At 68.6% G+C, this 22,123-nt stretch carries 23 protein-coding genes and 4 pseudogenes; 12 read left to right on the top strand and 15 right to left on the bottom strand.

Annotated features, from left to right (window positions below; genetic code table 11):
• Positions 1–33 precede the first annotated feature (33 nt).
• The 3 genes from ABZ915_RS34040 to ABZ915_RS34030 form a co-directional block, all read right to left on the bottom strand.
• Positions 34–867: a hypothetical protein gene (locus ABZ915_RS34040; protein WP_361811223.1), complete on the bottom strand. Its 834-nt coding sequence runs from the start codon at positions 865–867 to the stop codon at positions 34–36.
• Positions 868–1,037: 170 nt separating this feature from the next.
• Positions 1,038–1,463 carry a DUF4267 domain-containing protein gene (locus ABZ915_RS34035; protein WP_361811221.1) on the bottom strand — a complete coding sequence of 142 codons (426 nt, stop codon included), beginning with the start codon at positions 1,461–1,463 and terminating at the stop codon, positions 1,038–1,040.
• Positions 1,464–1,725: 262 nt separating this feature from the next.
• Complete coding sequence (locus ABZ915_RS34030; RefSeq protein WP_361811219.1) at positions 1,726–2,169, bottom strand: DUF1772 domain-containing protein; 444 nt, start codon at positions 2,167–2,169, stop codon at positions 1,726–1,728.
• 91 nt (positions 2,170–2,260) lie between these two features.
• Here ABZ915_RS34030 and ABZ915_RS34025 point away from each other — a divergent pair, with 91 nt between their 5' ends.
• Positions 2,261–2,839, top strand: a complete 579-nt coding sequence (locus ABZ915_RS34025) for a TetR/AcrR family transcriptional regulator (protein WP_361811217.1) — start codon at positions 2,261–2,263, stop codon at positions 2,837–2,839.
• 152 nt (positions 2,840–2,991) lie between these two features.
• Positions 2,992–3,087, top strand: a pseudogene (locus ABZ915_RS34020) (IS5/IS1182 family transposase); the annotation flags it as partial.
• A gap of 320 nt (positions 3,088–3,407) precedes the next feature.
• On the opposite strand, the gene ABZ915_RS34015 reads toward ABZ915_RS34020, so the two are convergent.
• Complete coding sequence (locus ABZ915_RS34015) at positions 3,408–3,557, bottom strand: hypothetical protein (protein WP_361811215.1); 150 nt, start codon at positions 3,555–3,557, stop codon at positions 3,408–3,410.
• Between the two features lie 47 nt (positions 3,558–3,604).
• On the opposite strand from ABZ915_RS34015, the pseudogene ABZ915_RS34010 reads away from it, so the two are divergent.
• The 5 genes and pseudogenes from ABZ915_RS34010 to ABZ915_RS33990 form a co-directional block, all read left to right on the top strand.
• A pseudogene (locus ABZ915_RS34010) lies at positions 3,605–3,709 on the top strand (IS30 family transposase); the annotation flags it as partial.
• A gap of 127 nt (positions 3,710–3,836) precedes the next feature.
• Positions 3,837–4,829, top strand: a complete 993-nt coding sequence (locus tag ABZ915_RS34005; RefSeq protein WP_361811213.1) for a zinc-binding dehydrogenase — start codon at positions 3,837–3,839, stop codon at positions 4,827–4,829.
• 67 nt (positions 4,830–4,896) lie between these two features.
• Positions 4,897–5,283: an EthD family reductase gene (locus ABZ915_RS34000; RefSeq protein WP_361811211.1), complete on the top strand. Its 387-nt coding sequence runs from the start codon at positions 4,897–4,899 to the stop codon at positions 5,281–5,283.
• Between the two features lie 9 nt (positions 5,284–5,292).
• Entirely contained in the window at positions 5,293–6,288 is a 996-nt protein-coding gene (locus tag ABZ915_RS33995; protein ID WP_361811209.1) for an RNA polymerase subunit sigma-70, read from the top strand.
• A gap of 73 nt (positions 6,289–6,361) precedes the next feature.
• Positions 6,362–6,757 (top strand): hypothetical protein, encoded by a 396-nt coding sequence (locus ABZ915_RS33990; protein WP_361811207.1) that lies wholly within the window; start codon positions 6,362–6,364, stop codon positions 6,755–6,757.
• A gap of 300 nt (positions 6,758–7,057) precedes the next feature.
• On the opposite strand, the gene ABZ915_RS33985 is transcribed toward ABZ915_RS33990, so the two are convergent.
• From ABZ915_RS33985 to ABZ915_RS33965, 5 genes are all read right to left on the bottom strand, one after another.
• Positions 7,058–7,279: a helix-turn-helix transcriptional regulator gene (locus ABZ915_RS33985; RefSeq protein ID WP_361811205.1), complete on the bottom strand. Its 222-nt coding sequence runs from the start codon at positions 7,277–7,279 to the stop codon at positions 7,058–7,060.
• Positions 7,279–7,764: a DUF2975 domain-containing protein gene (locus ABZ915_RS33980; protein ID WP_361811203.1), complete on the bottom strand. Its 486-nt coding sequence runs from the start codon at positions 7,762–7,764 to the stop codon at positions 7,279–7,281. Before ABZ915_RS33980 ends, ABZ915_RS33985 begins: the two co-directional genes overlap by 1 nt.
• 726 nt (positions 7,765–8,490) lie before the next feature.
• A complete protein-coding gene (locus ABZ915_RS33975; RefSeq protein WP_361811201.1) occupies positions 8,491–8,640 on the bottom strand; it encodes a hypothetical protein in 150 nt (49 codons plus the stop codon).
• 138 nt (positions 8,641–8,778) lie between these two features.
• The gene (locus tag ABZ915_RS33970) at positions 8,779–9,729 is read right to left on the bottom strand and encodes a BtrH N-terminal domain-containing protein (RefSeq protein ID WP_361811199.1); all 951 of its coding nucleotides are present in this window, start codon (positions 9,727–9,729) and stop codon (positions 8,779–8,781) included.
• 404 nt (positions 9,730–10,133) lie between these two features.
• Positions 10,134–10,751: a helix-turn-helix domain-containing protein gene (locus ABZ915_RS33965; RefSeq protein ID WP_361811197.1), complete on the bottom strand. Its 618-nt coding sequence runs from the start codon at positions 10,749–10,751 to the stop codon at positions 10,134–10,136.
• 123 nt (positions 10,752–10,874) lie between these two features.
• On the opposite strand from ABZ915_RS33965, the gene ABZ915_RS33960 reads away from it, so the two are divergent.
• The 5 genes from ABZ915_RS33960 to ABZ915_RS33940 all read left to right on the top strand — a co-directional run bounded on the left by ABZ915_RS33960 (position 10,875) and on the right by ABZ915_RS33940 (position 15,687).
• Complete coding sequence (locus ABZ915_RS33960) at positions 10,875–11,867, top strand: 4,5-dihydroxyphthalate decarboxylase (protein ID WP_361811195.1); 993 nt, start codon at positions 10,875–10,877, stop codon at positions 11,865–11,867.
• A 319-nt stretch (positions 11,868–12,186) separates the two neighbouring features.
• The gene (locus tag ABZ915_RS33955; RefSeq protein ID WP_361811193.1) at positions 12,187–12,408 is read left to right on the top strand and encodes a cytochrome b N-terminal domain-containing protein; all 222 of its coding nucleotides are present in this window, start codon (positions 12,187–12,189) and stop codon (positions 12,406–12,408) included.
• Positions 12,405–12,692 (top strand): hypothetical protein, encoded by a 288-nt coding sequence (locus tag ABZ915_RS33950; RefSeq protein WP_361811191.1) that lies wholly within the window; start codon positions 12,405–12,407, stop codon positions 12,690–12,692. Before ABZ915_RS33955 ends, ABZ915_RS33950 begins: the two co-directional genes overlap by 4 nt.
• 559 nt (positions 12,693–13,251) lie before the next feature.
• The gene (locus ABZ915_RS33945; RefSeq protein ID WP_361811189.1) at positions 13,252–14,874 is read left to right on the top strand and encodes a multicopper oxidase family protein; all 1,623 of its coding nucleotides are present in this window, start codon (positions 13,252–13,254) and stop codon (positions 14,872–14,874) included.
• Between the two features lie 171 nt (positions 14,875–15,045).
• Entirely contained in the window at positions 15,046–15,687 is a 642-nt protein-coding gene (locus ABZ915_RS33940; RefSeq protein ID WP_361811187.1) for a class I SAM-dependent methyltransferase, read from the top strand.
• Positions 15,688–15,743: 56 nt separating this feature from the next.
• Here the strand turns inward: ABZ915_RS33940 and ABZ915_RS33935 are convergent.
• The 6 genes and pseudogenes from ABZ915_RS33935 to ABZ915_RS33910 form a co-directional block, all read right to left on the bottom strand.
• Positions 15,744–15,872, bottom strand: a pseudogene (locus ABZ915_RS33935) (four-helix bundle copper-binding protein); the annotation flags it as partial.
• Between the two features lie 124 nt (positions 15,873–15,996).
• The gene (locus ABZ915_RS33930; RefSeq protein ID WP_361811185.1) at positions 15,997–16,488 is read right to left on the bottom strand and encodes a DUF4396 domain-containing protein; all 492 of its coding nucleotides are present in this window, start codon (positions 16,486–16,488) and stop codon (positions 15,997–15,999) included.
• A gap of 690 nt (positions 16,489–17,178) precedes the next feature.
• Positions 17,179–17,867 (bottom strand): annotated as a pseudogene (locus tag ABZ915_RS33925) (universal stress protein).
• Positions 17,868–19,237: 1,370 nt separating this feature from the next.
• On the bottom strand, positions 19,238–19,585 hold the full coding sequence (locus tag ABZ915_RS33920; RefSeq protein ID WP_361811183.1) for a hypothetical protein: 348 nt from the start codon (positions 19,583–19,585) through the stop codon (positions 19,238–19,240).
• Positions 19,586–19,635: 50 nt separating this feature from the next.
• Positions 19,636–20,967, bottom strand: a complete 1,332-nt coding sequence (locus ABZ915_RS33915; RefSeq protein WP_361811181.1) for a right-handed parallel beta-helix repeat-containing protein — start codon at positions 20,965–20,967, stop codon at positions 19,636–19,638.
• Positions 20,968–21,074: 107 nt separating this feature from the next.
• The gene (locus tag ABZ915_RS33910; protein WP_361811179.1) at positions 21,075–22,121 is read right to left on the bottom strand and encodes a glycosyl hydrolase 53 family protein; all 1,047 of its coding nucleotides are present in this window, start codon (positions 22,119–22,121) and stop codon (positions 21,075–21,077) included.
• Between the last annotated feature and the right edge of the window lie 2 nt (positions 22,122–22,123).

Below are 22,123 nucleotides of genomic sequence, written 5' to 3'. Positions count from 1 at the left end.
CCGCAGGACTCGCAGTGATGCGTCGGGACCCCGCTAGCCGAGCTTCCGCAGCACCTCGGCAACGGTGGTCCGGTACGTCCGCAGCGCCTGCAGCCCGGCGGCGTAGCGGTCACGGTGCCTGGAGATGTCCGCGGCCTGTTTCCGCGCCCGGACAGCGTGCCAGAGCTCGGCCGTATGGTGGCGGCGTTTGCAGGCGACGTCCGCGACTGCGGTGGCCCGCTCCCGCGGCGTATGCCGGGTGTTGCCGTCACTGCCCCGCTGCCAGGCGGTGTCCGTGTACGCCGCCGCGGGTTCGGGATAGCGCGTGAATCCATGTTCTGCCACACAGCGGGACCACACATCCCACGCCGCACGGAGGCCCGGGTCGCGCTTGACGGCCTTGCCGACCTCGATCGCCCGTGTACTTGCGTAAAGCCAGTCCCGCTTGACGTCGATGCCGCGCATCAGCCGCCGGCCCGACTCCGTGTTGCAGGCGGGGAAGTCCGCAAACTCGGCGTTGGTCATGCGGCGGCCCTTCGGCCGCCAAGCCCGGGACTTCGCCGGGTCCCAGCCGTAGCCCCAGCGGCGGGCGGCGTCGAGATCCAGGACACCGTAGTCGGTGCCGACCGCGGTGGCGACGACGGGATCGCTGGGGTAGCGGGGGTCGAGCGGGAAGTCCGGGTGCCCGTGCTCCGCCATGCACTGCCGGACCAGCAACGCCGATGCCCGCTGCGATCGCTGGTAGTCCTGCGGCGTGAAGTCGTAGCGGTCGGCCGGGAGGGGGCCGAGGTCCGAGGCCGTACGGATGGCCTCCGGCTGTCCTGGACCGGAGACACAGAGCGCCGCCAGTACCACCACGACGCCCAGTCGCCACCCCCGCATTGTCATGCCCAGGGATGCTAGCGAACGGCGTGCGGGGGCCGACCATGGCCCCAGCAACTCATCCACGCCCGCCAGGACTTCAAAAGACAGACGGCTCGATCAGGCGACAGCTTTCGTATGCCTCGCCTCTTCCGGCGGGCGCTGGCAGGCGAGTACCGACACGCGCCAAGGTGGCGTCAGGCGGGCTGCGGGGCGGGCGTTGCCGGAGCGGCGGCGACCTTGCGGGTCTCGCGCATTATCAGCAGGCCGTTGACCACCATCAGTGTCGCGGTCAGGCCGTGGACGCCGAGCGCGGTGGCCGCGGAGCCGTGGTGGGCCAGTACGGTGGCCATGTCGCCGTACGCGGCGAGGGCCTCCACCAGCAGCACCCAGCCCAGCGCCCGGCGGTGGCCCGTCACCAGCAGGATGCCCAGGACCAGGGCAAGGACGACGTCGCGGATTCCCTTGATGATCAGGAAGCCGCCGCCGTCGCCGGACGGCCAGCTCGGCAGGCCGAAGCCCGGCGCCGTCGTCTCCGGGCTCAGGATGAACTCCATCCCGAACCAGAGGATGAAGAGGATGAAGGCGGCGGCCAGGACGGTGTTGATCTTCTTCAGCGACATAGTTCTTCTCCTTGCGAGTCTTCGCCAACTTGGTGAGCTTCGTGGAGCTTGCTGAGTCGGGTAGGGCCTGATCAGGCCGCGCGGACGCGGCTGACCGAGGGGCGTAGCTCGTCGGGATCGCAGTATGTGGGATCTGAGTGGCACACCGGCGCGGGGCCGGCCCGTGGGGTCAGAAATCCGAAGCCCTGTCGGGCTCACCCCGACGGGGCGAAAGCTGTCGACACACAGGGGCGAACCAGTGCATGTCTGGGCGGCTTCGGTATCAGGTGAGGGCGGCGACCAGCAGGGTGAAGGCGCCGATGATGACGGCGACGCGGACGTAGTGCCAGCGGTCCCAGCGGTTCAGCTGCTCTTTCCAGTCCTCGGGCCGGTTCTCGGGGGTCCATGTCTTGTTCCGGTTGTTGATCGGGACGAGCAGCAGGAGCGACATGACCACGCTGAGGATCAGCAGCGCGGCGGCGGTGATGACGAGGCCGGTGCCGTGGTGCCATCCGGCGATGGCCCAGATCGCGGCGAGCACGAGCGAGCCGACGTACCAGAACGGCATGACGGCGCCGAGCATGCGGCCGCCGTGGCTGTGGCCCATCTGGCTGGCGTCGTCGGGAAGGGCCTTGAGGATCGGGTTGATGACGAAGGCGACGGAGAACTCCACCCCCACCATCAGGCCGACAACCACGGTGGTGACGACTTCGAGTGCGCTGAGCATGACGACCTCTCCTGAAATCTAGCGTTGCTAGCTGATGAGGCAACGCTAGTACTACTGCCGCTCGGTTGTCTAGCGGTGCTAGGATCGAATCATGTCGGTACAGGAACGCAAGGAGCGCGAGCGGGCGAACCGCGAGCGCCTCATCGTGGCGACGGCCCGCGAACTCGCCGAGCAGCAGGGCTGGGACGCGGTCACCACGCGCCGGCTCGCCGAGCGCATCGAATACAGCCAACCCGTCCTCTACAGCCACTTCCGCGGCAAGCGCGAGATCATCGGCGCCGTCGCCCTCCAGGGTGCCGCCGAGCTGGCCGTCGCGCTGCGGGCCGCGACCGCCGCCGCGGACGGCCCGCGCGCCCGGGTCACCGCCCTCGCCCGCGCCTACCTCGACTTCGCCGAGCACAACCCGGCGGTCTACGACGCCCTGTTCCAGCTCGACGGCGGCCTGGCGTACGCGCAGGAGGACACGCCGGAGCCGCTGAAGGACGCCTTCGCCGCGCTGCTTGAGTGCCTGGGCGAGGTCGCCGGGGACGGCGTCGAACCGGGGCTGTTCACAGAGGTGTTCTGGGCGTCCCTGCACGGGATCGCAACCCTGACCCGGGCCGGGCGGCTGCCGCCGGAGTACACCGAGCAGAGGGTGGAACTGCTGGTGGACCGCCTCGCCGTGCTCTGACACACCACCCCGGCGGGCACGCGGCCGGACCCCCCGGGCCCCGCCGCTGCCTGCCCGCGGCATCGCCTCTGGTCACTCGCGCCCACATGAACCGGCTTCGGATGTGGGCCGTCAACGGCACGTGAGAGCGGGTGTTCACCGTGCTGATGGCCCAGGCCGACGCCGACGGGGACCTGGCTTGGGCGGTGTCGGTGGACTCCACGATCGTGCGGGCTCATCAACATGCGGCCGGAGCCCGCAAAGGAGGCCCTGGCCGGCGGGTCTGCCGACCATGCCCGCCTGTCGTCGGGCCAGGAGAAACCGCAGTCGCTGACGGCACCAGCCAGCCATTGCACACATGCGGCGCTCAGCCACGCGCACCCCTCGTCAGAAGCTCGTAGCCTTGGTTCATGGCGGAAGCCGCATCCGACAGCGGGCCGGACAACAGCCACGAAGAGGGTGACGTTTCCGGGCGAACACCTGCCGGTGGCACGGCGCTCACGACCCCCGCGGCCGAGAGCGGCGCCGGAGCCATCCAGCTCCCCGCATGGGCCAAAGCCCTCGGCTGGTGCGGTGTCGCCGGGCTGATCTACCTGCTGATCTGTGCCGTGAGCATCATCAGTCGCGGATTTGCGGGGCTGGGCAGCGACGCGGCGCACACCATGTTCAGATGCACGAAGGCTGCCTGCAGGCCGATCTTCGCGTCGTGTCCGACGCCTGCGAACGCCGCGAAGACCACCGTGAAGGTTGTGCCGAGGTTGGAGCCGACGACGACGGCACGCGGTCCACGAGACGGCCTACCAGACCCGCTACGTCCAGGGCCGCGGTGAACTGCGCCGCGAGCCGGCCAGGGCGCTGCTCGCCGGCCGAGCGCGGCGCAAGCCCCGCCGCGGCAGGCGGTTCGGGAGCGGTCGATTCCTTTCTGTGATGCCCGAGGTCTACATGGTGAGAGGCGCGGCCCGCACGACGGGCCGGTCGGTCTCTCTCATGTACGCCGAGAAAGAAAGGCTGATCGCCGATGAGCATTCCCGCGACCATGCGCGCGCTACAGCAGACTTCTCTCGATGGCCCGCAGGACATGCGCCTGATCACCGACGCGCCGGTGCCGAGCCCCGACCGGGGCGAGGTCCTGATCCGCGTCACCGCCGCCGGGGTCAACTTCGCCGACATCTCGAAGGCCCACGGCACGTTCCTGGACGGCCCGCAGCCACCGTACCTGGCGGGTTTCGAGGCCGCCGGTGAGGTCGTCGCGGTGGGCGAGGCAGTGACCGGCCCGCAACCGGGGACCCGCGTCGTCGGCGTCGGAACCGGCGCTTTCGCCGAGTACATGGTCCTGCGCGCGGCTGCGGCGGTGCCGGTGCCTTCGGGCTGGACGCAGCAGCAGGCGCTGGGGCTGGTCGTGAATTGGCCCACCGCGCTCGCTGCGCTCAAGCCTCTGGGCGGCATCGCTGCCGGGCACGTTGTGCTGATCCATGCCGCGGCGGGCGGGACCGGCCAGGCTGCGGTGAGAATGGCCAGGCACTACGGTGCGACGGTCATCGCCGCCGCCTCGCCCGCCAAGCACGAGACAGTGCTGGCACTGGGAGCAGACCACGTCCTGGACTCTGTCGGTGGCGACCTCGCCGCCGAGGTGATGGAGCTGACCGGCGGTCGTGGCGTCGATGTGGTTCTGGAGTCGGCCGGCGGCGCCACCTTCGCCGCCAGCCTGGCCGCGGCCAAGCGGGTCACCGGCCGTGTCATCGTCTACGGCATGGCAGGCGGTGAAGCCCCGATCACCAACTGGGAGCTGGTGTACAAGCACCAGGTCCACATCATCGGTCTCAATATCGGCGTGCTGATCCAGGCCGCACCGCAGATGTTCGGCGAGCTGATGGGTGAGCTGTCCGCGCTCATCGCGGCCGGCGTGCTCGCCCCAAGCCTGCCCACCCTGTACGAACTGGCCGACGGCCCGAAAGCGCTGACGGAACTGGAAGCCAGGGCCACCGTCGGCAAGCTGGCCCTGCTCCCCTGAGAAACCCCCCTTGTACCGAGCCGGTGGCGTCGCACACCGGAGGTTTCCATGACAGGAGTTGAAACAGATGACCGCAACCGTGGACGCGGCCGCCAAGGCCGAGCAGACGGCGCGATTCGTCGTGATGTACGACACCCCCACCGACGTCGAGGCGTTCGAACGTCACTACAACGAAGTCCACGTTCCGTTGGCGAAACAGTATCCGGGCCTGCGTCGTTACACGCGCAGTCATGAGCCGGCAGCCGTGATCGGTGAGCCGTGCTACATGGTTGTGATGCTGGACTGGGACGACATGGCCGCGCTGGAAGCCGCGCTCAGGTCCGAGATCGGCCGGCGCACCGCCGAGGATGCCGCGGCGAACCTGGCCCGCTACGCGACCTTCCGCGGCATGATCGTGCAACTCGATGAGGTCGCGTCGGTACGTGGGCCACGCCCAGACGTGGTGCAGTACTAGGCTCACGGCGTGACATCGGATCTGCGGCCGGCACCGAATCAAGACCGGTTCACCGACGAGACCGAGCGGTTTCGCCGGGAGCTGTTGGCGCACTGTTACCGCATGATCGGCTCGGCGCACGATGCCGAGGACCTGGTGCAGGAGACCTATCTGCGGGCGTGGCGGTCCTACTCCGGATTCGAGGGCCGGGCATCGATTCGTTCCTGGCTCTACAAGATCGCCACCAACGTCTGTCTGACGGCGATGAAGCCGCGCCCGATCCGGGTGCTCCCCTCAGGGCTGGCAGGCCCGTACGACGGACCAGATCGCCCGCCGAGTCCCGTTGCACCGGGCGAGGTCTCGTGGCTGGAACCGCTGCCGGACGCATGGATCGCCCCGCCCGCCGACGATCCGGCTGCGGTGGTGGTCGAACGCGAGTCGCTGCGGCTGGCGCTCATCGCCAGCCTCCAGTACCTGCCCGCCCGCCAACGTGCGATCCTCATCCTGCGCGAGGTGCTGGCGTTCTCGACGGCCGAGACCGCAGAGATCCTCGACACCACCACGGCGGCGGTCAAGAGCGGTCTGCAGCGCGCCCGCGCCCGGCTGGACGAACTGGAGCCGGAGCCCGAGGAACTGCTCGAACCGACCGACCAACGGGCACGGGCTCTTCTCGACGGTTACATCGCAGCCTTCGAACGCTCCGACGCCGGCCTGCTGGAACAGGTGCTGCGCACGGACGCCACGCTGGAGGCGACGCCGTTCCGCGATTGGCAGGCGGGCCGGGCGAGGTGCACCCACATGCTCGACGCGTACGTGCTGGGCACACCGGGCGACTGGCGGATGTTCCCCACCACGGCCAACGGCCAATCCGCCGCCGTCGTGTACCACCGAGAGGGGGACGGCGCGCTCCAAGCCGCCGGCGCCGTGGTGCTGGCCCTCACCACCACCGGCGTCTCCCGCGTGGTCAAGTTCCACGATCCCGCTCTGGTCGCGACGTTCGGCTTCCCCGACGTGCTCGCGCACTGACCCGCCAACGGGTACGGCCCTGACGCCACGCGCCGCATCCGAGACCGGATCCGGCCATGAGATCGTCGTGCCCATGATCGAGTCCTGGGCGATCGATAGCGGCAGTCCCGTCCCTGTATCGCCCGAGGCGGTACGGGAGACTCTTCGGGCGAGAGTCGACAGAGGTCAGCTGCAGACGTGGCTGACCAGTTCGTCGGGACGATCGCTGGCCTTCGTGACGAACACCGAACGGGCCATGGTGATGCTGCTCGACGGAGAGGTCGATCCCGGCGAGAATGCCGTGACCCCAGGAGCCGAAGGATCGAGCGCGGGGTTCGTTCTCTCCAACGGGCAGCACGACGAGTACCGGGACGAGGACACCGTGCCCGTCGGTGAGGCTTTCAGGATCGTGGAGCACGTTGTCAGTACAGGATCCTGGCCGATCATGAAAGAACATCGGAGCGGCTGGCAGCGCGGATATGCTTGCTGATAGCCCGGTACTGCTCGAAGCGCTCGCGTCGCTCCTCCCACGGGATGAGCACACGATGGCGGACAGCTCGCGGACCCCAGCCTGAGGAGCACGAGCGCACGCGTTCGGCTTTCCCTCCCAGCCAGCCGCGCACAGCAGCGTGTGCCGGGGGACCGTCTGGCGCTCCGTACCCGGCTGCGCACGCTGCTCAGGCAGCGCGGAAGCCTGGCGGCTGCCGCGCCAGCGACGGATACACCAGCCACAGCTCGCCGAGTTGGTCAAAGACGGGTGGGATCGGCAATGCGCGTCGGCAGGCACGGTTCATTCGCCCGCGACGTCCTCGGCCTCCCAGCGCAGCAGGTCGCCCGGCTGACACTTGAGCACCTCGCAGAGCGCGGCAAGCGTCGCGAAGCGCACCGCCTTGGCGCGGCCGTTCTTGAGTACCGCCAGGTTGGCCGGCGTGATCCCCACGCGGTCCGCGAGCTCGCCCACGGACATCTTCCGCCTGGCCAGCATCACATCGATGTCGATGGCGATCGGCATCAGATCACCTCGTTCAACTCGGCCTGCATCCGCGCCGCTTCGACGTCACGCGCGACGGCCTGGGCGAGCAGCATCCGCAGCACGAGCACGATGAGCGCGACCCCCAGGATGGCCACGCCGACCCCGCCCATAATGAGGGTGACGCCTGGGTCGGCCCGCTGGCCCGGCGCATTGAGGGCCGTGACCGCGAACCACAGGAGGGCGGCCGCCACGATCGCGCCGATCATCCCGTCCACGTACCGGAAGGCGGCGTGGGAGAACACGGTTCCGCGTCGCACCATCGCCACCAGTCGCCATACGCAGACCAGGGCGACCTGGGCCGACACCATGCCCAGGATCGTGATCACGCGCAGCGGGGTCAGCGGGAGGGAGCCGTCCTCGGGGTCGGTGACCAACGCCCACACCATCGATGCCTGTACGAACACGGTGCCGGCGAGCACCACCACGAGCACGGCACGCAGCGCATGCACTGTCAGCTTTCCCATGACCCACCCATCCCAACGAGTTTCGATGGAAATCTATCGAGTTTCGATAGGTGGAGCAAGCGTCGGGACGGAGAGGTCGTTTCGCACTGTGGCGAAATACCGTCGCCCCCCTCCAACATCCATGCGCTCCGGGCCGACACGGAAGCCGAGGCAGAGTGGCCCCGATACATCCGGCCGGCGGTCGCAACGCAGACAGCCCCGACCAAGACATTGGTCGGGGCTGCCCACACAGGACGCGGTCGTGAAGGGCGGTCGCCTACGCGGCGAAAGGCTCTGCAGGGCTTCGGCCGAACGATCTTCCCGGCAGGCAATAGGTGAGGCCCGGGGACACTGTCGGGTGACCCGGAGCAGATGCGCACCGCCGCGACCCCAACGGAAGTGGGCCGCGGCGGCAGCTGGGCTGCGGTCAGAACGGGCCGCAGGAACAGGCGCTTGCCGCAGTCCGAAAGAAGCGCCCACACCTCACGCAGGCCGAACGGGGCAGCGCACCCACACCGGCCTGTCTACCACCGGCGTACGCGCCCAGCCGACCAGCTCATCCGGCCCGCACAGGCACACACGCGGCCGCTCACACGCACCGTCGCCCCGCCCGGGTCCTGCTGCGATGCGAGGGTCGGCGCAGGCCGGGCTCGCGGCGGTCTGACTTACCGTCCGTGCATACGTCTTTCATGGCACAGCGACGGTCGCTGCCATCCGCCTGTGGCTCCACACTGGATGAGACGCCGCTCAGAGCTTGGTGGCGCCCGGGTAGTGGTGGCGAAGTCCGCTGAGCACGCGCTCGTCAGCGGCCCTGACGTACCAAAACGAACTGTCCACTTCGCTCAGGACGACGACCAGCACGCTCTCGGCGAACCAGCAGTTCAGCCAGGGGCACATCCTGGGATCCTTGCCAGGCAGGAAAGGTGATCCCTCTCATCCCTGCTTCTGCTTCGGCCGTGTACCTCGACGAGCAATCCCGCCGTCCGGCATCAAACACTAGGCCACCACCCCGTCACACGAACCATCGGACAGAACCTAGAGCAGGCTGAGCGCCCGCATCGCATCGCGTTCGATGCGCGAGAGCTCGTGGAGGATGGAGCCGGCCTGCATGAGGTTCTTCGCGTCGCCGGATTCGCCTGCCGTCGCGACGAGTGCGGCCACCTGTGTCCAGAGGGCGGCGGCCTCGGTGTACAGGGCGTGGCCGGTGCGCAGGTGGCTGCTGTCGATCAGCTGGGCGCACTCGGCGAGGAAGTCCCGGTAGAGATTGCGGAACAGGGCGCCGCCGGTGCCGGCCTTCTCCATGAGGAGGGCGATCCGTGGTAGGTCTTCCCGCGGATTGTCGCTGCGCTGCAGCCACTTCGGCACTTGCTTGGCGGTCTTCTCGATGCCCCGGTGGCCCAGGTTCGCGATGGGCGGGTTCAGGAAGGCGTCGGCGCAGGTCTTGATCGCGGGGATGATCCGGTCCTGCGGTGGCGTCGGGCTGTCGGGCGCCGTGATGGTGAAGGAGCGGTGCTTGGCGGTCATGGGGCCGCGCTCGGCCCTGGCTCTGGCCAGGCCGGCGAGACTGGTGGAGACGGCTCCCCCTTGCGGGTCGGTGTCCACCAGGTAGGCGTCCTGTTCGTCGTAGCCGTACATGGCCACGACGTGCCCACCGAAGTGCACCTTGGTGCTGAAGTAGTCCAGGTGGTAGCTGTCGAGTTGCAGGCCGACCGGCCGACCGGCGTCGATGGGTGCCGCCACGTTCTGCCATGCCTTGCGCGGGGAGGTGGTCTCCGCGATCAGCAGCTCAAGCCCGAGGGCGGCGGCCAGGTTCCTGGTGAGCTCGAACGGCTTGACCCGACCTCCCAGGAAGGGAAAACCCATGGCTTTGCTGTCCCAGTAGACGAAGGACAGCCCAGAGCCGAGTCCGAACAGCATGGGCTCGGACAAGTCGAGTCCCTCATGCCGCAGCAGCACACCCAGCGCCGTCGTCTCGCAGTGCTGCATGCCGCGAGCATCGACGTCTTCCACTATGGCCGCGCCGCTCATTCTCCCCCTCACCTGCCGACAACGCCGCAGAAGGGCGCGCCAGACCACGGCATCCCAGGCATGATCCGCCGGACAGGCCCTAGCCGAGATCGCCGACAAGGGCGGCGGCACGGTCGAGGGCTACCCCGAGGATACCGACGACCGCTCGGTGTCAGGCTCGTTCCCGCACACCGGCCCGATGACCGTCTTCGAGAACCACGGCTTCACTCGGACCTGACCGATCTCGCCCCATCGCTGAGTCGTCGCCCTCACCGTCGCCCCGGTCCGAGAGGGGCATGCATCTTGAAAACCGCCGTCACCCGAGTGCTGGGGCTGAGTCGGGCGAGGCCGCCGGACTATCGCGTTGGCGCAGTCGTTGCCCATCACAAGATCAGTCCGGCGTGCAGGTCGTCTGCGAAGCCTGCCGTGTCCGTGAGTCCGAAGGCCACGCGCTGGAGCAGGAATCCGTGCAAGAGCCCCAACACCACGCGGGCTCCGCGGTCCGGGTCCACGGTGGCGGGCACCGTGCCCGCGGCCCGGCCGCGGCGCAGCGCGTCGGCGATACTGGCGCGGACCTTCTCGAAGCCCTCCGCAGCCGGGCCACGCACCTCGTCGTTGCGCAGCACCTCCGACCATGCCTGCACGACGCAGCGCAGCAGTTCGTCGACCGCGACCGTGTGCCCCGCCGTGTCCTGCACCGTCTCGCCGCTGATCGTGTCGAGCGCCGCGGCCACCAGTTCCGCGACGGCTGGGGCGTCCGTACTCTCGGCCAGCCGCTCGACCGGTTCGAAGATCAGCCGGAACGCGTCGCCCGCAATAGCGAGGATGATCTCCTCCTTGCTCGTGAAGTAGCGGTAGGGCGCGCCGGCCGAGACGCCCGCCTCCGTGGCGATGTCCGGCATCGACGTCTGGTGGAACCCGTCGCGGGCGAAGCAGCGGCGGGCCGCCGCGACGACCTCGGCGCGCTTGGCCTCGCGACGCTCGGCTGTGATGCGCGGCATGGCGGCACCTCTCATCGTGAATGAACATTCACCTTGACGGCTCGGCTACTGCGGAGCCATCATAAAAGTGAACGGTCATTTACGGAAGCGAGCCGCCCACGAACTCCCAGAGAGAGATCCCTGATGAGCACGAAGCTGAGCATCGGCGTCTACGCCTACGAGCACACTGAGGCACTGTTCGACGGCCGGGTCGCGGTCGACGGGGTGGACGCGGTATTCGAGACGGCACCCCTCGTATCGGACATCTTCCGCCGCACCATCGAGGGGCACTACGACCTCGCCGAGTTCGGTCTCACCTACTTCCTGCGCACCTTCGACCTCGACGATGCACCGTTCCTGGCGCTGCCGGTCCTGCCCAACCGCAACTTCCGCCACTCGGCAATCTTCGTGAACACCGCCAGCGGCATCGAGAAGCCGCAGGACCTCGTCGGCAGGACCGTCGGCGAGTTCGCGCTCTACGGCCACGACGCCGGGATCTGGCCGAAGGGCATCCTGGCCGACGAATACGGCATGACCCCTGACCAGTGCCGCTGGGTCATCGGCGGCACCAACCACCCCGTCCCCGCCTTCGACTGGGTCCCTCAGCCCGTCCCGGACGGCGTCGACGTGCGCCACGCGGAGGACGGCCAGACCCTGGGTGCCATGCTCGAATCCGGCGAGATCGACGCACTGATCTCCGTCGACCTGCCACAGGCGGTGCTGGACGGCTCGCCGAAGGTCGCCCGCCTGTTCCCCGACTACGAGGCGGTGGAGCGCGACTACTACCGCCGCACCGGGATCTTCCCCCCGATGCACATCGTCGCGATCCGCAGGGAACTGGCACACCGACGGGGCCTCACACGGGCCGTCTACAACGCTTTCACGGAAGCCAAGAAGCTCGCCGAGCGGAAGTACCTCGACGACGCCGCGAAGCAGCACATGGGCCTCATCACGCCGTGGTACAGCGCATTGTTCGAGGAGAACCGTCGGCTGCTCGGCGACGACTGGTGGCCCTACGGAATCGGCGCGAACCGCAAGGCCATCGACACCTTCCTGCGCTACCACCACGAGCAGGGCCTGTCGAAGCGCCGGCTGACATGCGAGGACATCTTCGTACCGGAACTCCTCGACACCTGAGCCGAACAGCAACGGAATTCGGTGCCGCCGAAGCCCGGAGCAGGCGCCTCACCGACCCAGAAGGCGACGTGCAGCCGAGGCGCCAAGTCGAAGAAACTCCGTCCCGGCCCGCCGCGTCACAAGCTGACACGAGCGCCAAGCACAGCTTCACCCGAGAAACGATCCTCGGCTCGAGCACGTAGGCGGGATCACGGTGGGCCGCAGCCGGCTCGGCAACCGGCCACGGCACCACCCACAGCCGAGGCGCCAAGTCGAAGAAACTCGCCCCAGCACACAGTGTGATTGCCGGATCGGCACACCAGCACACGGAGCCAAGCCGGTGATCACCCATGCAGCCGGTCCAGCGCCCCTCGGCTGGACCAAGCCCCGACCGCGTCAGCCTCATGACGTCACCGCCTGGGAAACGGCTGACGGGAGCCAGCGTGCCCGCGGGTTCTTCCACGCCTCGTACAAGAAACCCCGCGAGGGCAACTGGGTCCTCGGTGCCGCGATGTTGCTGCTCACGTTCCTGGCGGTCTTCACCGGAACGCCCAGGCGGTGATCGTCCCCGGCCTCGTTCTGCTGCTCTTCGTCTGGCACGCCCTGCTGATCAAGCGGCACATGATCTCCTCATGTCCCGAGATCCAGGCATCCGCATTTGAGCCGTCCAAGCCGTTCACCGCCCATCTCAGGCTCGTGGCCGCCTTCGGACTCATCCTGCTCGGCCCGATGGAGGAACGACCTCGTGCCGGCCGCGTCCGCCGTCCACCTCCCGCACAGACCACCCATTACCCCCTCGGGGTATATTGGCGGCACCTGATCCGCTCACTCCCTGACGTGGAATAGAAGTATGACGACAGCCGGCCACCGACGAGGCGCCACGCACGGCGCCGCGCTCCGGTGGACACACGCTGCCGTCATCGCTCTGGTGGCGACGCTTGCCGTTCTCATCCACCACGAAACGGCCGCTGTCATCACGCACGTGCCACCCGCAGGGGCCCCCGAGACGAGCGGCATGGCGAGCATGCACCACACGGCCACGCCAGCGAAGCCCGGACCCCCGAGCGGACACGCCGTACGGCCGGGCGTCACCGCCCCGACCGCGGCCCACCACGATGACGGGGCGTGCTCGGGCACAGTGATGCAGCACTGCTCGGCAGCCGGCGTCGACAGCCTGAAATTGGTGCCTCCCCACCGGTTCTGCACCGGCTGTGCTCCGGTTCTCCCTCCCGGAGGAGCCGTCGGCCGCGACGTCCCGGGCACCACGAGCCGGGCACCACCCGATCTGTCGGTCCTCTCTCGATTGCTGCTGTAGGCCGCGCTCGCGGCTGCGCGCTCACGCGTGCGCTCAGCCGTGTCCGCACGCGACCGAACAACAGCGATATCGAGAAGAAGGACACCCCCTGTGAACAGCATGAACCGCCGCTCCGTCCTACTGGCCGGGCTCGGCTTCGCGGGCGCGGGCGCGCTCGCCGCCTGCAGCAGCTCCAGCAGTGCGCCTGCTCTGGTCAGCCCCTCCGGGTCCGCCGTCGCCGCCGCAGACAAGAAGCGCACCAAGACCGGCAGGACACACGAAGTGACCTTGACTGCCACGCAGGCCAGGGCCGATCTGGGCGCCGGGATCACGGCCAGGACCTGGGCCTTCAGCGGCCAGGTCCCGGGCAAGGAACTGCGCGTGACGGCCGGTGACACGCTGGCCGCAACGCTGTCCAACCAGCTGCCGAACCAGGCCACCACTTCCATCCACTGGCACGGCATTGCGCTGCGCAACGACATGGACGGGGCGCCGCCGGCCACCCAGTCGGGCGTGCGGGCAGGACGGAACTTCACCTACCGGTTCACCGCGGACGCGCCCGGCACCTACTTCTTCCACCCGCATGTCGGTGTCCAGCTCGACCGGGCCCTGTACGCGCCGTTGATCGTGGAGGACCCCAGGGAGCCGCTGTCGTACGACGAGGAGTGGGTGGTCGTCCTCGACGACTGGCTCGACGGCGTCACCGGCACCCCGGACGACGTCTTCGCCGAGCTGCGGCAGGGCATGGGCGGGATGCACATGGGCAACGACTCCGGCAGCCCGTCCAACTCCTCCGGCCACGACATGGGAGACATGGGTGGCATGAACATGAGCGGCGGCATGGACGGCATGAGCGGTTCCCCGTCCGCCTCGCCCTCCGGCGAAGACATGGGCGGGAAGTTCATGCTGATGGGCGCTCAGAGCCGACTGCTCGGTGGCGACGCCGGTGACGTGAAGTATCCCTACCACCTGGTCAACGGCCGTGTACCGGCTGACCCGGCGGTCTTCCGCAGCAAGCCCGGTAAGCGCGTCCGGCTGCGTCTGATCAACGCCGGCGGTGACACCGCCTACCGCGTCGCCCTCGGCGGCCACAAGCTCACCATCACTCACACCGACGGCTTCCCCGTCCGACACCAGCAGGTCGACGCCCTGCTGATCGGCATGGGCGAACGCTACGACGTCCTCGTCACCCTGGACGACGGCGTCTTCCCCCTGGTGGCGCTGGCCGAGGGCAAGAACGCCACCGGCATGGCCGTCATCCGCACCGGCCCCGGCAGCACGCCCCAGACGGCCGTCCGCCCGACGGAACTGGACGGCATGCTCATGGCCGCATCACAGCTCCGCGCGGCGGACGACGTCCGGCTGGCGGCGAAGAAGGCCGACCGGGTCCACCGCATCGAGCTGACCGGCGGCATGATGACCTACAACTGGGCCGTCAACGGCCGGCGGTTCGACATGAACCACCCGACCGCCCACCCGATCATCGTCGAGGAGGGCCAGCGAGTCCGGCTCGACTTCGTCAACACCACCACCATGTGGCACCCGATGCACCTGCACGGCCACACCTACCAGCTCGGCAGCAGCGGACCGCGCAAGGACACCACCGTCGTCCTGCCGAAGAAGACCGTGTCGGTGTACTTCGACGCCGACAACCCGGGCCAGTGGATGCTGCACTGCCACAACGCCTACCACGGAGAGGCGGGCATGATGGCGCTGGTCGCCTACCAATCCTGATCCCCTGCGCCCAGCTCCCGTTCCGCACCAGGCCTTCACGCTGGGCATCCTTACCCGAGCGGGTATTGGCATCAGACCCAAGAATCGCGGTGGCCCTCCACCCGCGGGTGGAGGGCCCGTTCCGCCCCCGGGCCGATCCGTGCAAGACGGCCCGCATGGTGGAGTACTTGTGTGACTGTCACCTTGCCGCGCGTCCTGCCCAGCCCGGACGGCAAACCGGTTCCGCCGCCTGGCACCACCGAGTCTTTCCGGGCCTTCGCCCAGGACCTGGCTGCCGGTCAGCGGCCCTGGAGCGCCGAAGCGGCCCAGTTCGTCGCAGACCTGTTCGACCAGCTCGCCGCCGACTGGGACACCACCCGCGCCACCGGCCGCGACGACCCCCTACGCGATGCCCTCACCCGCGGCGGACCGATGCCGCAGGGGCCGTGTCTTGAACTCGGCTCCGGCACTGGTCTGTTCACCCCCGCACTGACGGCCCTCTTCCCGCAGGTGATCAGCGTGGACCTGTCGATGCGCATGCTGCAGCAGGCCCACGGCCGCTCCCCGTGGCGGGTGCGCGCCGACGCGAGCAGGCTGCCGCTGCCGGACGCCTCCGTCGCGGCCCTCGCGGCGATCGACATGCTCCTGTTCCCTGCCGAGACCGCCCGTGTCCTGGCACCCGGCGGAGTACTGCTGTGGATCAACCAGCTCGGCGGCGACGGGCCGCTCTACCTTCCCGCAGCCACCGTCGCCACAGCTCTGCCCGGCACCTGGCAGGCCACGGAGTCCGAGGCGGGCTGGGGCAGCTGGGCCGTCCTGCGCCGCATCAACTGAGCCGGGAGGTTCCCGCACCACGGGGCGCGAGCGCGGCCTCTCGACCGCAGTCCTCCTTCGGCGCAGATGCGGCAGTGAACGTGCTGGTCGGCGCGGGAGGCGCATTCGTCGCCGCAGGCCTTGCAGGCCGTGGCGCAGGCGGTGAGGATCGCGCGAGTGACGTTGGTGTCGTAGCCGGTGTGGCGGTGCGGTCGTGGCCGGCCGCGCCCGCTGAGCCCCACGGCCCTTGTCCACTCGCCCTCCACCACCAAGCCAAACAGGACCGGCCCGGGCCATGGGGCCCGGGCCGGGGTGGGAGCACTGCGGCCGTCAGTGGTAGGCGTGCACGACGGCATGCCCCTTGCCGCGGCCGATCATCCACCGGTTCACCGGAGTGGTCAGCACGAAGGCCAAAGCAAGCGATCCTGCAAGCGAGACCCAGAACAGAGCCTGGGACAGACCCGCATCCATGGCACCAGGAACCCCCACCATGACGGTGTTGTCGATCAGTTCCATCACAACGATGGACACCGTGTCCGCGGCCAGAGCAACCTTCAGTGCCTGGCGGACCGGCAGTCCGGCGCGCAGCACGCCCCGCATGGTCAGCGCGTAACCGAAGACGAAGGCCAGCGCGATCGAGACGACGACGGTGGCCGCATTGTGCAGCCCGGCGGCGGTGCCGATCACCATGCCGAGGACTTCGCCGATGGCGCAGCCCGTCAGGCAGTGCAGTGTCGCCTGCGCGGCGGTGCGCCAGGAAACACCGGCCCCATGGTGAGCATGGTCGACGTGCTCGTGCTGCTGATGTGCAGTGTGGTCCATCTTCAGCCTCCCCTTGCCGGATCGGGTCACCCGCACCAACAACATACCCCCTGGGGGTATTCCAGCACAGCGAAGAACGCCAACATGAATTGCCCGAAGATGCCATCCCCGTACGGCATGCCGGCACCACAGTGGGCGTCCCCGGCGGTGCCGGAGGGTGCAGAGGAAGACCTCGCCCGGCCGCAGCACGCGGCGCGCGTAGCCCACCAGCGCGCGGATCTCCTTCATGGACAGGGCCATGCACAGCAGCGTGGCCCGTCGGCGTCCCTCCGCGCGGCAGCGGCGCGCAGCCGCTCGAGACCGGTGTCGGAAAAGTCGGCGGCCTGGACGGTGAACCCTTCACCCGTGAAGTACAGGCTCCTCAGCCGCAGGCAGCCGCCCGCCGTGCCATAGCCGTGCGCTCTGACGGAGGGCGACCGCATCGGCGACGGCCGGGCCCCACCGGCTGGACCTCCGATCCCCGTTCGGGCTTCTGGAATACCCGCTGAACACCGCCCATCCGGCCCGCCGGCGCATCCGATAGGAGTTCCAGGTGAATCACTGTTGTCCGGACGCGATCTCGGGATACTTGTCACGCCACACCGCCAGCACGGCGGACAGGAACCCCTGCCACTCCCCTGACCGGGCGGGATCCTTGACCAGACCGATGTCTCCGGGCCCGAGGCTGATCGCGGAAGGCGGTTGCCAGGCCTACACGACACGCAGCCGGGCTCGCCGCAACCGGGCTTCCTCGAACGCGAACTCGATCACCTCGTCACAGGCATCGGCGAGGTCGATGCCGAGGACCACATCACGGTAGCCGGTCCGGATGGACGGGCTGCCATCGTCGGCCGGGAAGTGTTCGTCCTCGGCCTTTTCCCCTGTCCTTACGAGGACCACGGGGCGGGTGGCCTTCGCGACCACCCCTTGGGCGACGGAGCCGACGAGAAGCCCGGTGAAGCCACTCAGGCCGCGTGAGCCCAGGACCAGCAGGTCTGCCTGTTCGGCGGCCTGCAACAGGGCTGGGTCGCCGGGCCTTCGACCTGCTCGTCCGTGAGGTGCACGGCCGGTATGGCGCTGCGGATGAGTTCTTCCGCCTGCCGCAGGACACGTTGCGCCAGATGCCGCTGCGCGGCGTTCGCGGGCTCGCCTTCCGTCTGGCGGGGATGCCAGTTCCAGGCGTGCACCAGTCGCAGCGGTCGGTCACGCCGCACGGCCTCGCGGGCGGCCCACTCGGCGGCGGCGAGGCTCTCGGCCGATCCGTCTACTCCGGCGATGACGGGCGGCAGCGCGAAGACTCCGGTACCGATGATGCTGCCGATCACGAGCGCGGAGGCGGCGGGAAGGCCGAGCGCCGCCGTAGGCACCGTCCCCCTTCCGTCTCCTTTGGTTCTTGGCATGGCTGGGCTCCTTGTACAGGTCACTGGGGTGACTCGATCCGCGACTGATCCTTCTGCGCTTCGGTCGGCCGCCATCAGCGGCCGCACCGCCCGCGGGTCACGCCGATGGTCCCGGCGCCGCAGGCCCGGCCGGCCCAACTCGCCCGTCGCCCATGGCCACTGGCCCCAGGACAGTGTCCGTTCGGCCCACGGCATGGTCCGCTCAGCCCCATCTCCGACACCATGCCGGGCTCCACAATCGAGGGCAGGAGCTGCCGCCGGCCGTCAAGACGATGTCAACCGGTCGCCAGTGCCACGTCCTTACGGCTCGGTCAAAGTGGGGCGGTCTCCCACGCCCCCCAGGAGCCTGGAGGACATCCGCGCGAGTCTCGTGTTGGGGGGCACGGTTCTCGCGGCACGGCCGTCGCCCCCGCCGGCTCAGGGGCGGCGGCCGTCTCCGCTGCCGTCAGTCTCAGGACGGACAGCCCCGCTGGATCCGCCGCGGCCGCGGCCATGGGGCTGGTGAAGAGGTGTGACATGCCCGGCGTGCTCGTGCCGCGCGATGAGTTGAGCCAAGTTCGTCGGCCGTCTTCTGCTCGCGGTGACGCTTGAGCGCGTGAGGGGTCGCAGGACGTCGGCCACGGCGAGGCCGTCCCAGAACGCATGGTCGACGATGAGCGGCCGCGAGGGCGCGCTCCTCCACCGGCAGCCGGGCAATTACCACCACGTCTTTTCGGTGCCCGACAGTGAGGGCCCGGGCCAGGCGATGATCCGGACCCTCACAAGGGTTCGCGCATCCGCGGGGGGTCGGATGTCCATGGCGCGATGTTGTACTCAACGACCACCGCCCGCGCAGGTCACGCACTCGGCCAACGCGTGTGCGCGACCGGGCCGGCGACCTGCTCGTTACCGGCCATGCCATCCCACAGGAGGCCCTCCGCTTCGACGTGCTGAGCGACGCGCCGCTGGCGAATTGATCCGGGGCCGAGGTTCGAGGTGCGCCGCCGGGCCAGTGACTACCGCGACTCGGCGGGAGGCGACGGCGCTCCGCCGCGCAGAACTAGCTGACCATCTCCGGCGGCAACTCCACCGCAGCCAGGCAGCGCGGCCCCCAGCGGCTTGCTCCGGCTCTGCTGCTTCGGTACGTGAGGAATTTGGCTACGGACGGAAGCGAACGAACCGCAACCACTTGGCCTCCGACCCGAAGCCGGCATTGCCTCCGTAACGGAGAGAGAAGAGCCCGGAGTCCGTCAACCGCGGCGAGCGGCTCAGCCGTAGGGTGTCTCCGAGCACGTCGTCGATCTTCACGTGCTGTCCGGTGAACAGGATGTCCAGGCCGCTTGCCGCGGTTGACGGTCGCGGACACCCTCCGCACCTTCCCGGACGCACCGTCAGCGCTGCCGATCACTCGTCTGACGTTTCACGCGGTTGCGGACCCCGAGGGCGACCAGGCCGAGGAGGACGGGTTCGGCCAGACGGGAGGCCATCTCGGTGTAGGTGTCGATGCTGGTGAGGTCCTGGCCGGAAGAACGAAAGACCACCGTGTTGATCACCACGCGGAGCGATTGCTCGAACCTCTCGCTGGTCATCCGGTGGCGCCATGGACCTTCGGGGTTGACCGGATCGGGGGTAGTGGCGGTGAGGGTGATGTCGGCTCCTGACTGGCGGCCGTTGAGCTGCGGCTTCGACGCGTCGGTCGGGAGTCCCCAGATGACCAGCGCCACGAGCGTGACCGCCATGGCGGCCAACAGCCAGCACAACGCCCGGGCGGCGCGCTGCTTTTGAGGAATCAGCGACGGGACGAGCCACGGACGGTGCTGCCGGATGATTCGAAGGCACCGAGATCCGGCGCGGCCCCCTTGTACGGCAGGCCCACATTGACCCCCTTGTCGATCAAAGCACTGTTCGCGGCGAGGCGGAGGTTGGGCAGCACGGGCAGGCTGCCATCGGCCCCGCGGGACGCGTCCCATCCGGATGTCGACACGCTCTGGAACTGCGAGTCCGACAGTGCGATGCCTAGGTTCCAGGAGTTGTTCGCGGCACTCGTGCCGCTCATGTTCGATGTGAGAGTACCGGTGTAGGCGATGTTGTTGCGCAGATTGCCCCGGCCGACGGCGGCACCGCTCGAGTCGACTCCGAGCATGTTGAAGTCGGGGTGGTTTCCGTAGCTGGTGTTGTTGAAGTAGTCGTTGGCGAGCGGGTGGTGGTTGGCGTAGAAGCCCGCCGCCCTGTTAGCGAATGCCACCGAGGTACGGACGGTGTGCTTCACGGCGGCGGCGTCGTAGTCGCCACCGTAGCCGCCCGCTTTGAAGCCGTTGCCGTTGCCGGATGCCGTGGTCGTTTCCGGTAGGTACCCGTTGCGCCACGACCAGGAGTTCTCGATGGTCACGGACGAATAGGCATTGATCAGGTCGAACCCGTCGTCGGAGTTCCACCACGCGCGGCAGCCGCGGAACACGTTCCCGGGATTGCCTGCCGAGATGTGCGCACCGAATCCGTCGGCGTTCTCCCCGGCGCCGCTGGAGCTGTGCGGGTCGTAGTTGTCGTGCGAGTCCGTGTTGAGGACCAGGTTGCCGCCTCCGTTCTGGATGAACAGACCTGGCCCCATATTGTGGTGGGTGTTGACCTGCTCGAAGGTATTGTTGCTCCCCGAGACCCAGATCCCCCATGACTCGTGGTTCAGGTCGTTGTTCTGCGGCACCCCGGTGACTTGCAGGCCCTTGAGATGGATCCAGCTGCCGGTGACGTCGAAGCCTTTGATCCGGCAGTCGTCCTTCATGCCGGAGAAGTCGAAGACGGGCCTCTCCCCCGGGTAGGCCCAGTATCGGATCGGACTACCCGAACTGCCGCTCTTGTTCAGGGTGATGGCGTCGACTCTGGCCGTCTGGCTCGCGCAACTCGTGTTCGCATGGGTGTAGCTGTAGGTGCCGCCCCGTAAGTACACCGTGTCGCCCGCCTGGGCGACGGCCTGCGCGTGGGCCATCGTCGCCCAGGGGGCGGCCTGAGTCCCCGTGGCGCTGTCGCTGCCGTTCGGGGCGACGTAATAGACGTTCGCCGCGGCGTTGCTCGCGGCCGTAGAACCGGCGGGAACAGCGAAGGGGGTCACCCCGACCATCGACATCAGCAGGGCACGTCCGACGATCCTGACAGGTCTCATCACTCACTCCAGGTCTTGTTGCTCCGCTCGAAAGGGGCGCGGGCGCGTCGGTGCTGCGCCCGCGCGTTAGTTCACGCGGCGAGGAAACCGTCCATCGCCGCCGTGGGCCGCCGGGTACTGTCGTCCCAGGCTGAGCTGTTGTAGCTGTTGAACGAGGGGTAGCCCTCGGGCTCCCAGTAGAAGGTGCCCAGGCCGCCGAAGCCCTTCAGCCCGGCGATGAACGCCTTCAGCGAGTCGCGTACCTGGGTGGGCTTGCCCACCGGCCCGCCGTACTCCACCTGCATGACCGGCTTGCCGTAGCTGGACTGGATGGTCTGCATGTTGGTCAGCACGCCCGCCACGTTGCCGCCCTGCGCGTACGAGGACAGGCCGGTGATGTCCCACTTCCCGCCGTTGTCCCGGTAGGCGTTGAGGAAGTTCTGGACGCTGTCCAGCTTCTGCGGCTGGGCCAGGTGCACCAGCACCGGGGTGTTCGGGAAGACATGCTTGGACATGTCGTACGCGGCGTTCAGCAGGCCCGTCATCTGCGTCGGGTGCCCGACGCTGCCGATCGGCTTGCAGATACCGGAGTTGGTCTCGTTGCCGATCTTCACCCAGGCCGGCGTCACCCCGTAGTACTTGATGACATTGCACGAGTGGTAGACGTAGTCGTTCATGGCGTCGAGCATCTGACTGTAGTTCATGGGGGCCCAGGCCGCTGGTGGGTTCTGCACGCCGACCGAGTTCCAGGTGTCGCCGAAATGGAAGCCGATGAGCACCTGCATGCCGGCGTCCTTGGCCCGCTTCGCCAGCTGCGCGGTCTCCTCGATGCCGCAATGTCCGTTGGCCGGATCGCTGGAGGGGTTGACCCAGGTCCGCAGGCTGATCGCGGTGATGCCGTACCCCTTGAGGATGGTGAACAGGTCCTGCCGCGTCCCGGCGCTGTTGTTCCAGTAGTAGCCCTGCGCCTCCATCTGCGGCAGCCAGCTGACATCCGCGCCCTTGACGAAGGACGCCGCCTGCGCGGGGATGGCCAGCGGGCCGGCACCCAGGGCGAGCGCGCCTGCGCCGGCGGCCGCGCCGAGCAGCACGTTGCGTCGCCGTATGCCTGGAGGTTCGCATTGTTTGCCGTCGGGCATTG

Origin of the sequence: Streptomyces sp. NPDC046915, from assembly GCF_040644935.1 — a bacterium.
Lineage (GTDB): Bacteria > Actinomycetota > Actinomycetes > Streptomycetales > Streptomycetaceae > Streptomyces.
This window is presented reverse-complemented; position numbering and strand designations above follow the sequence as displayed.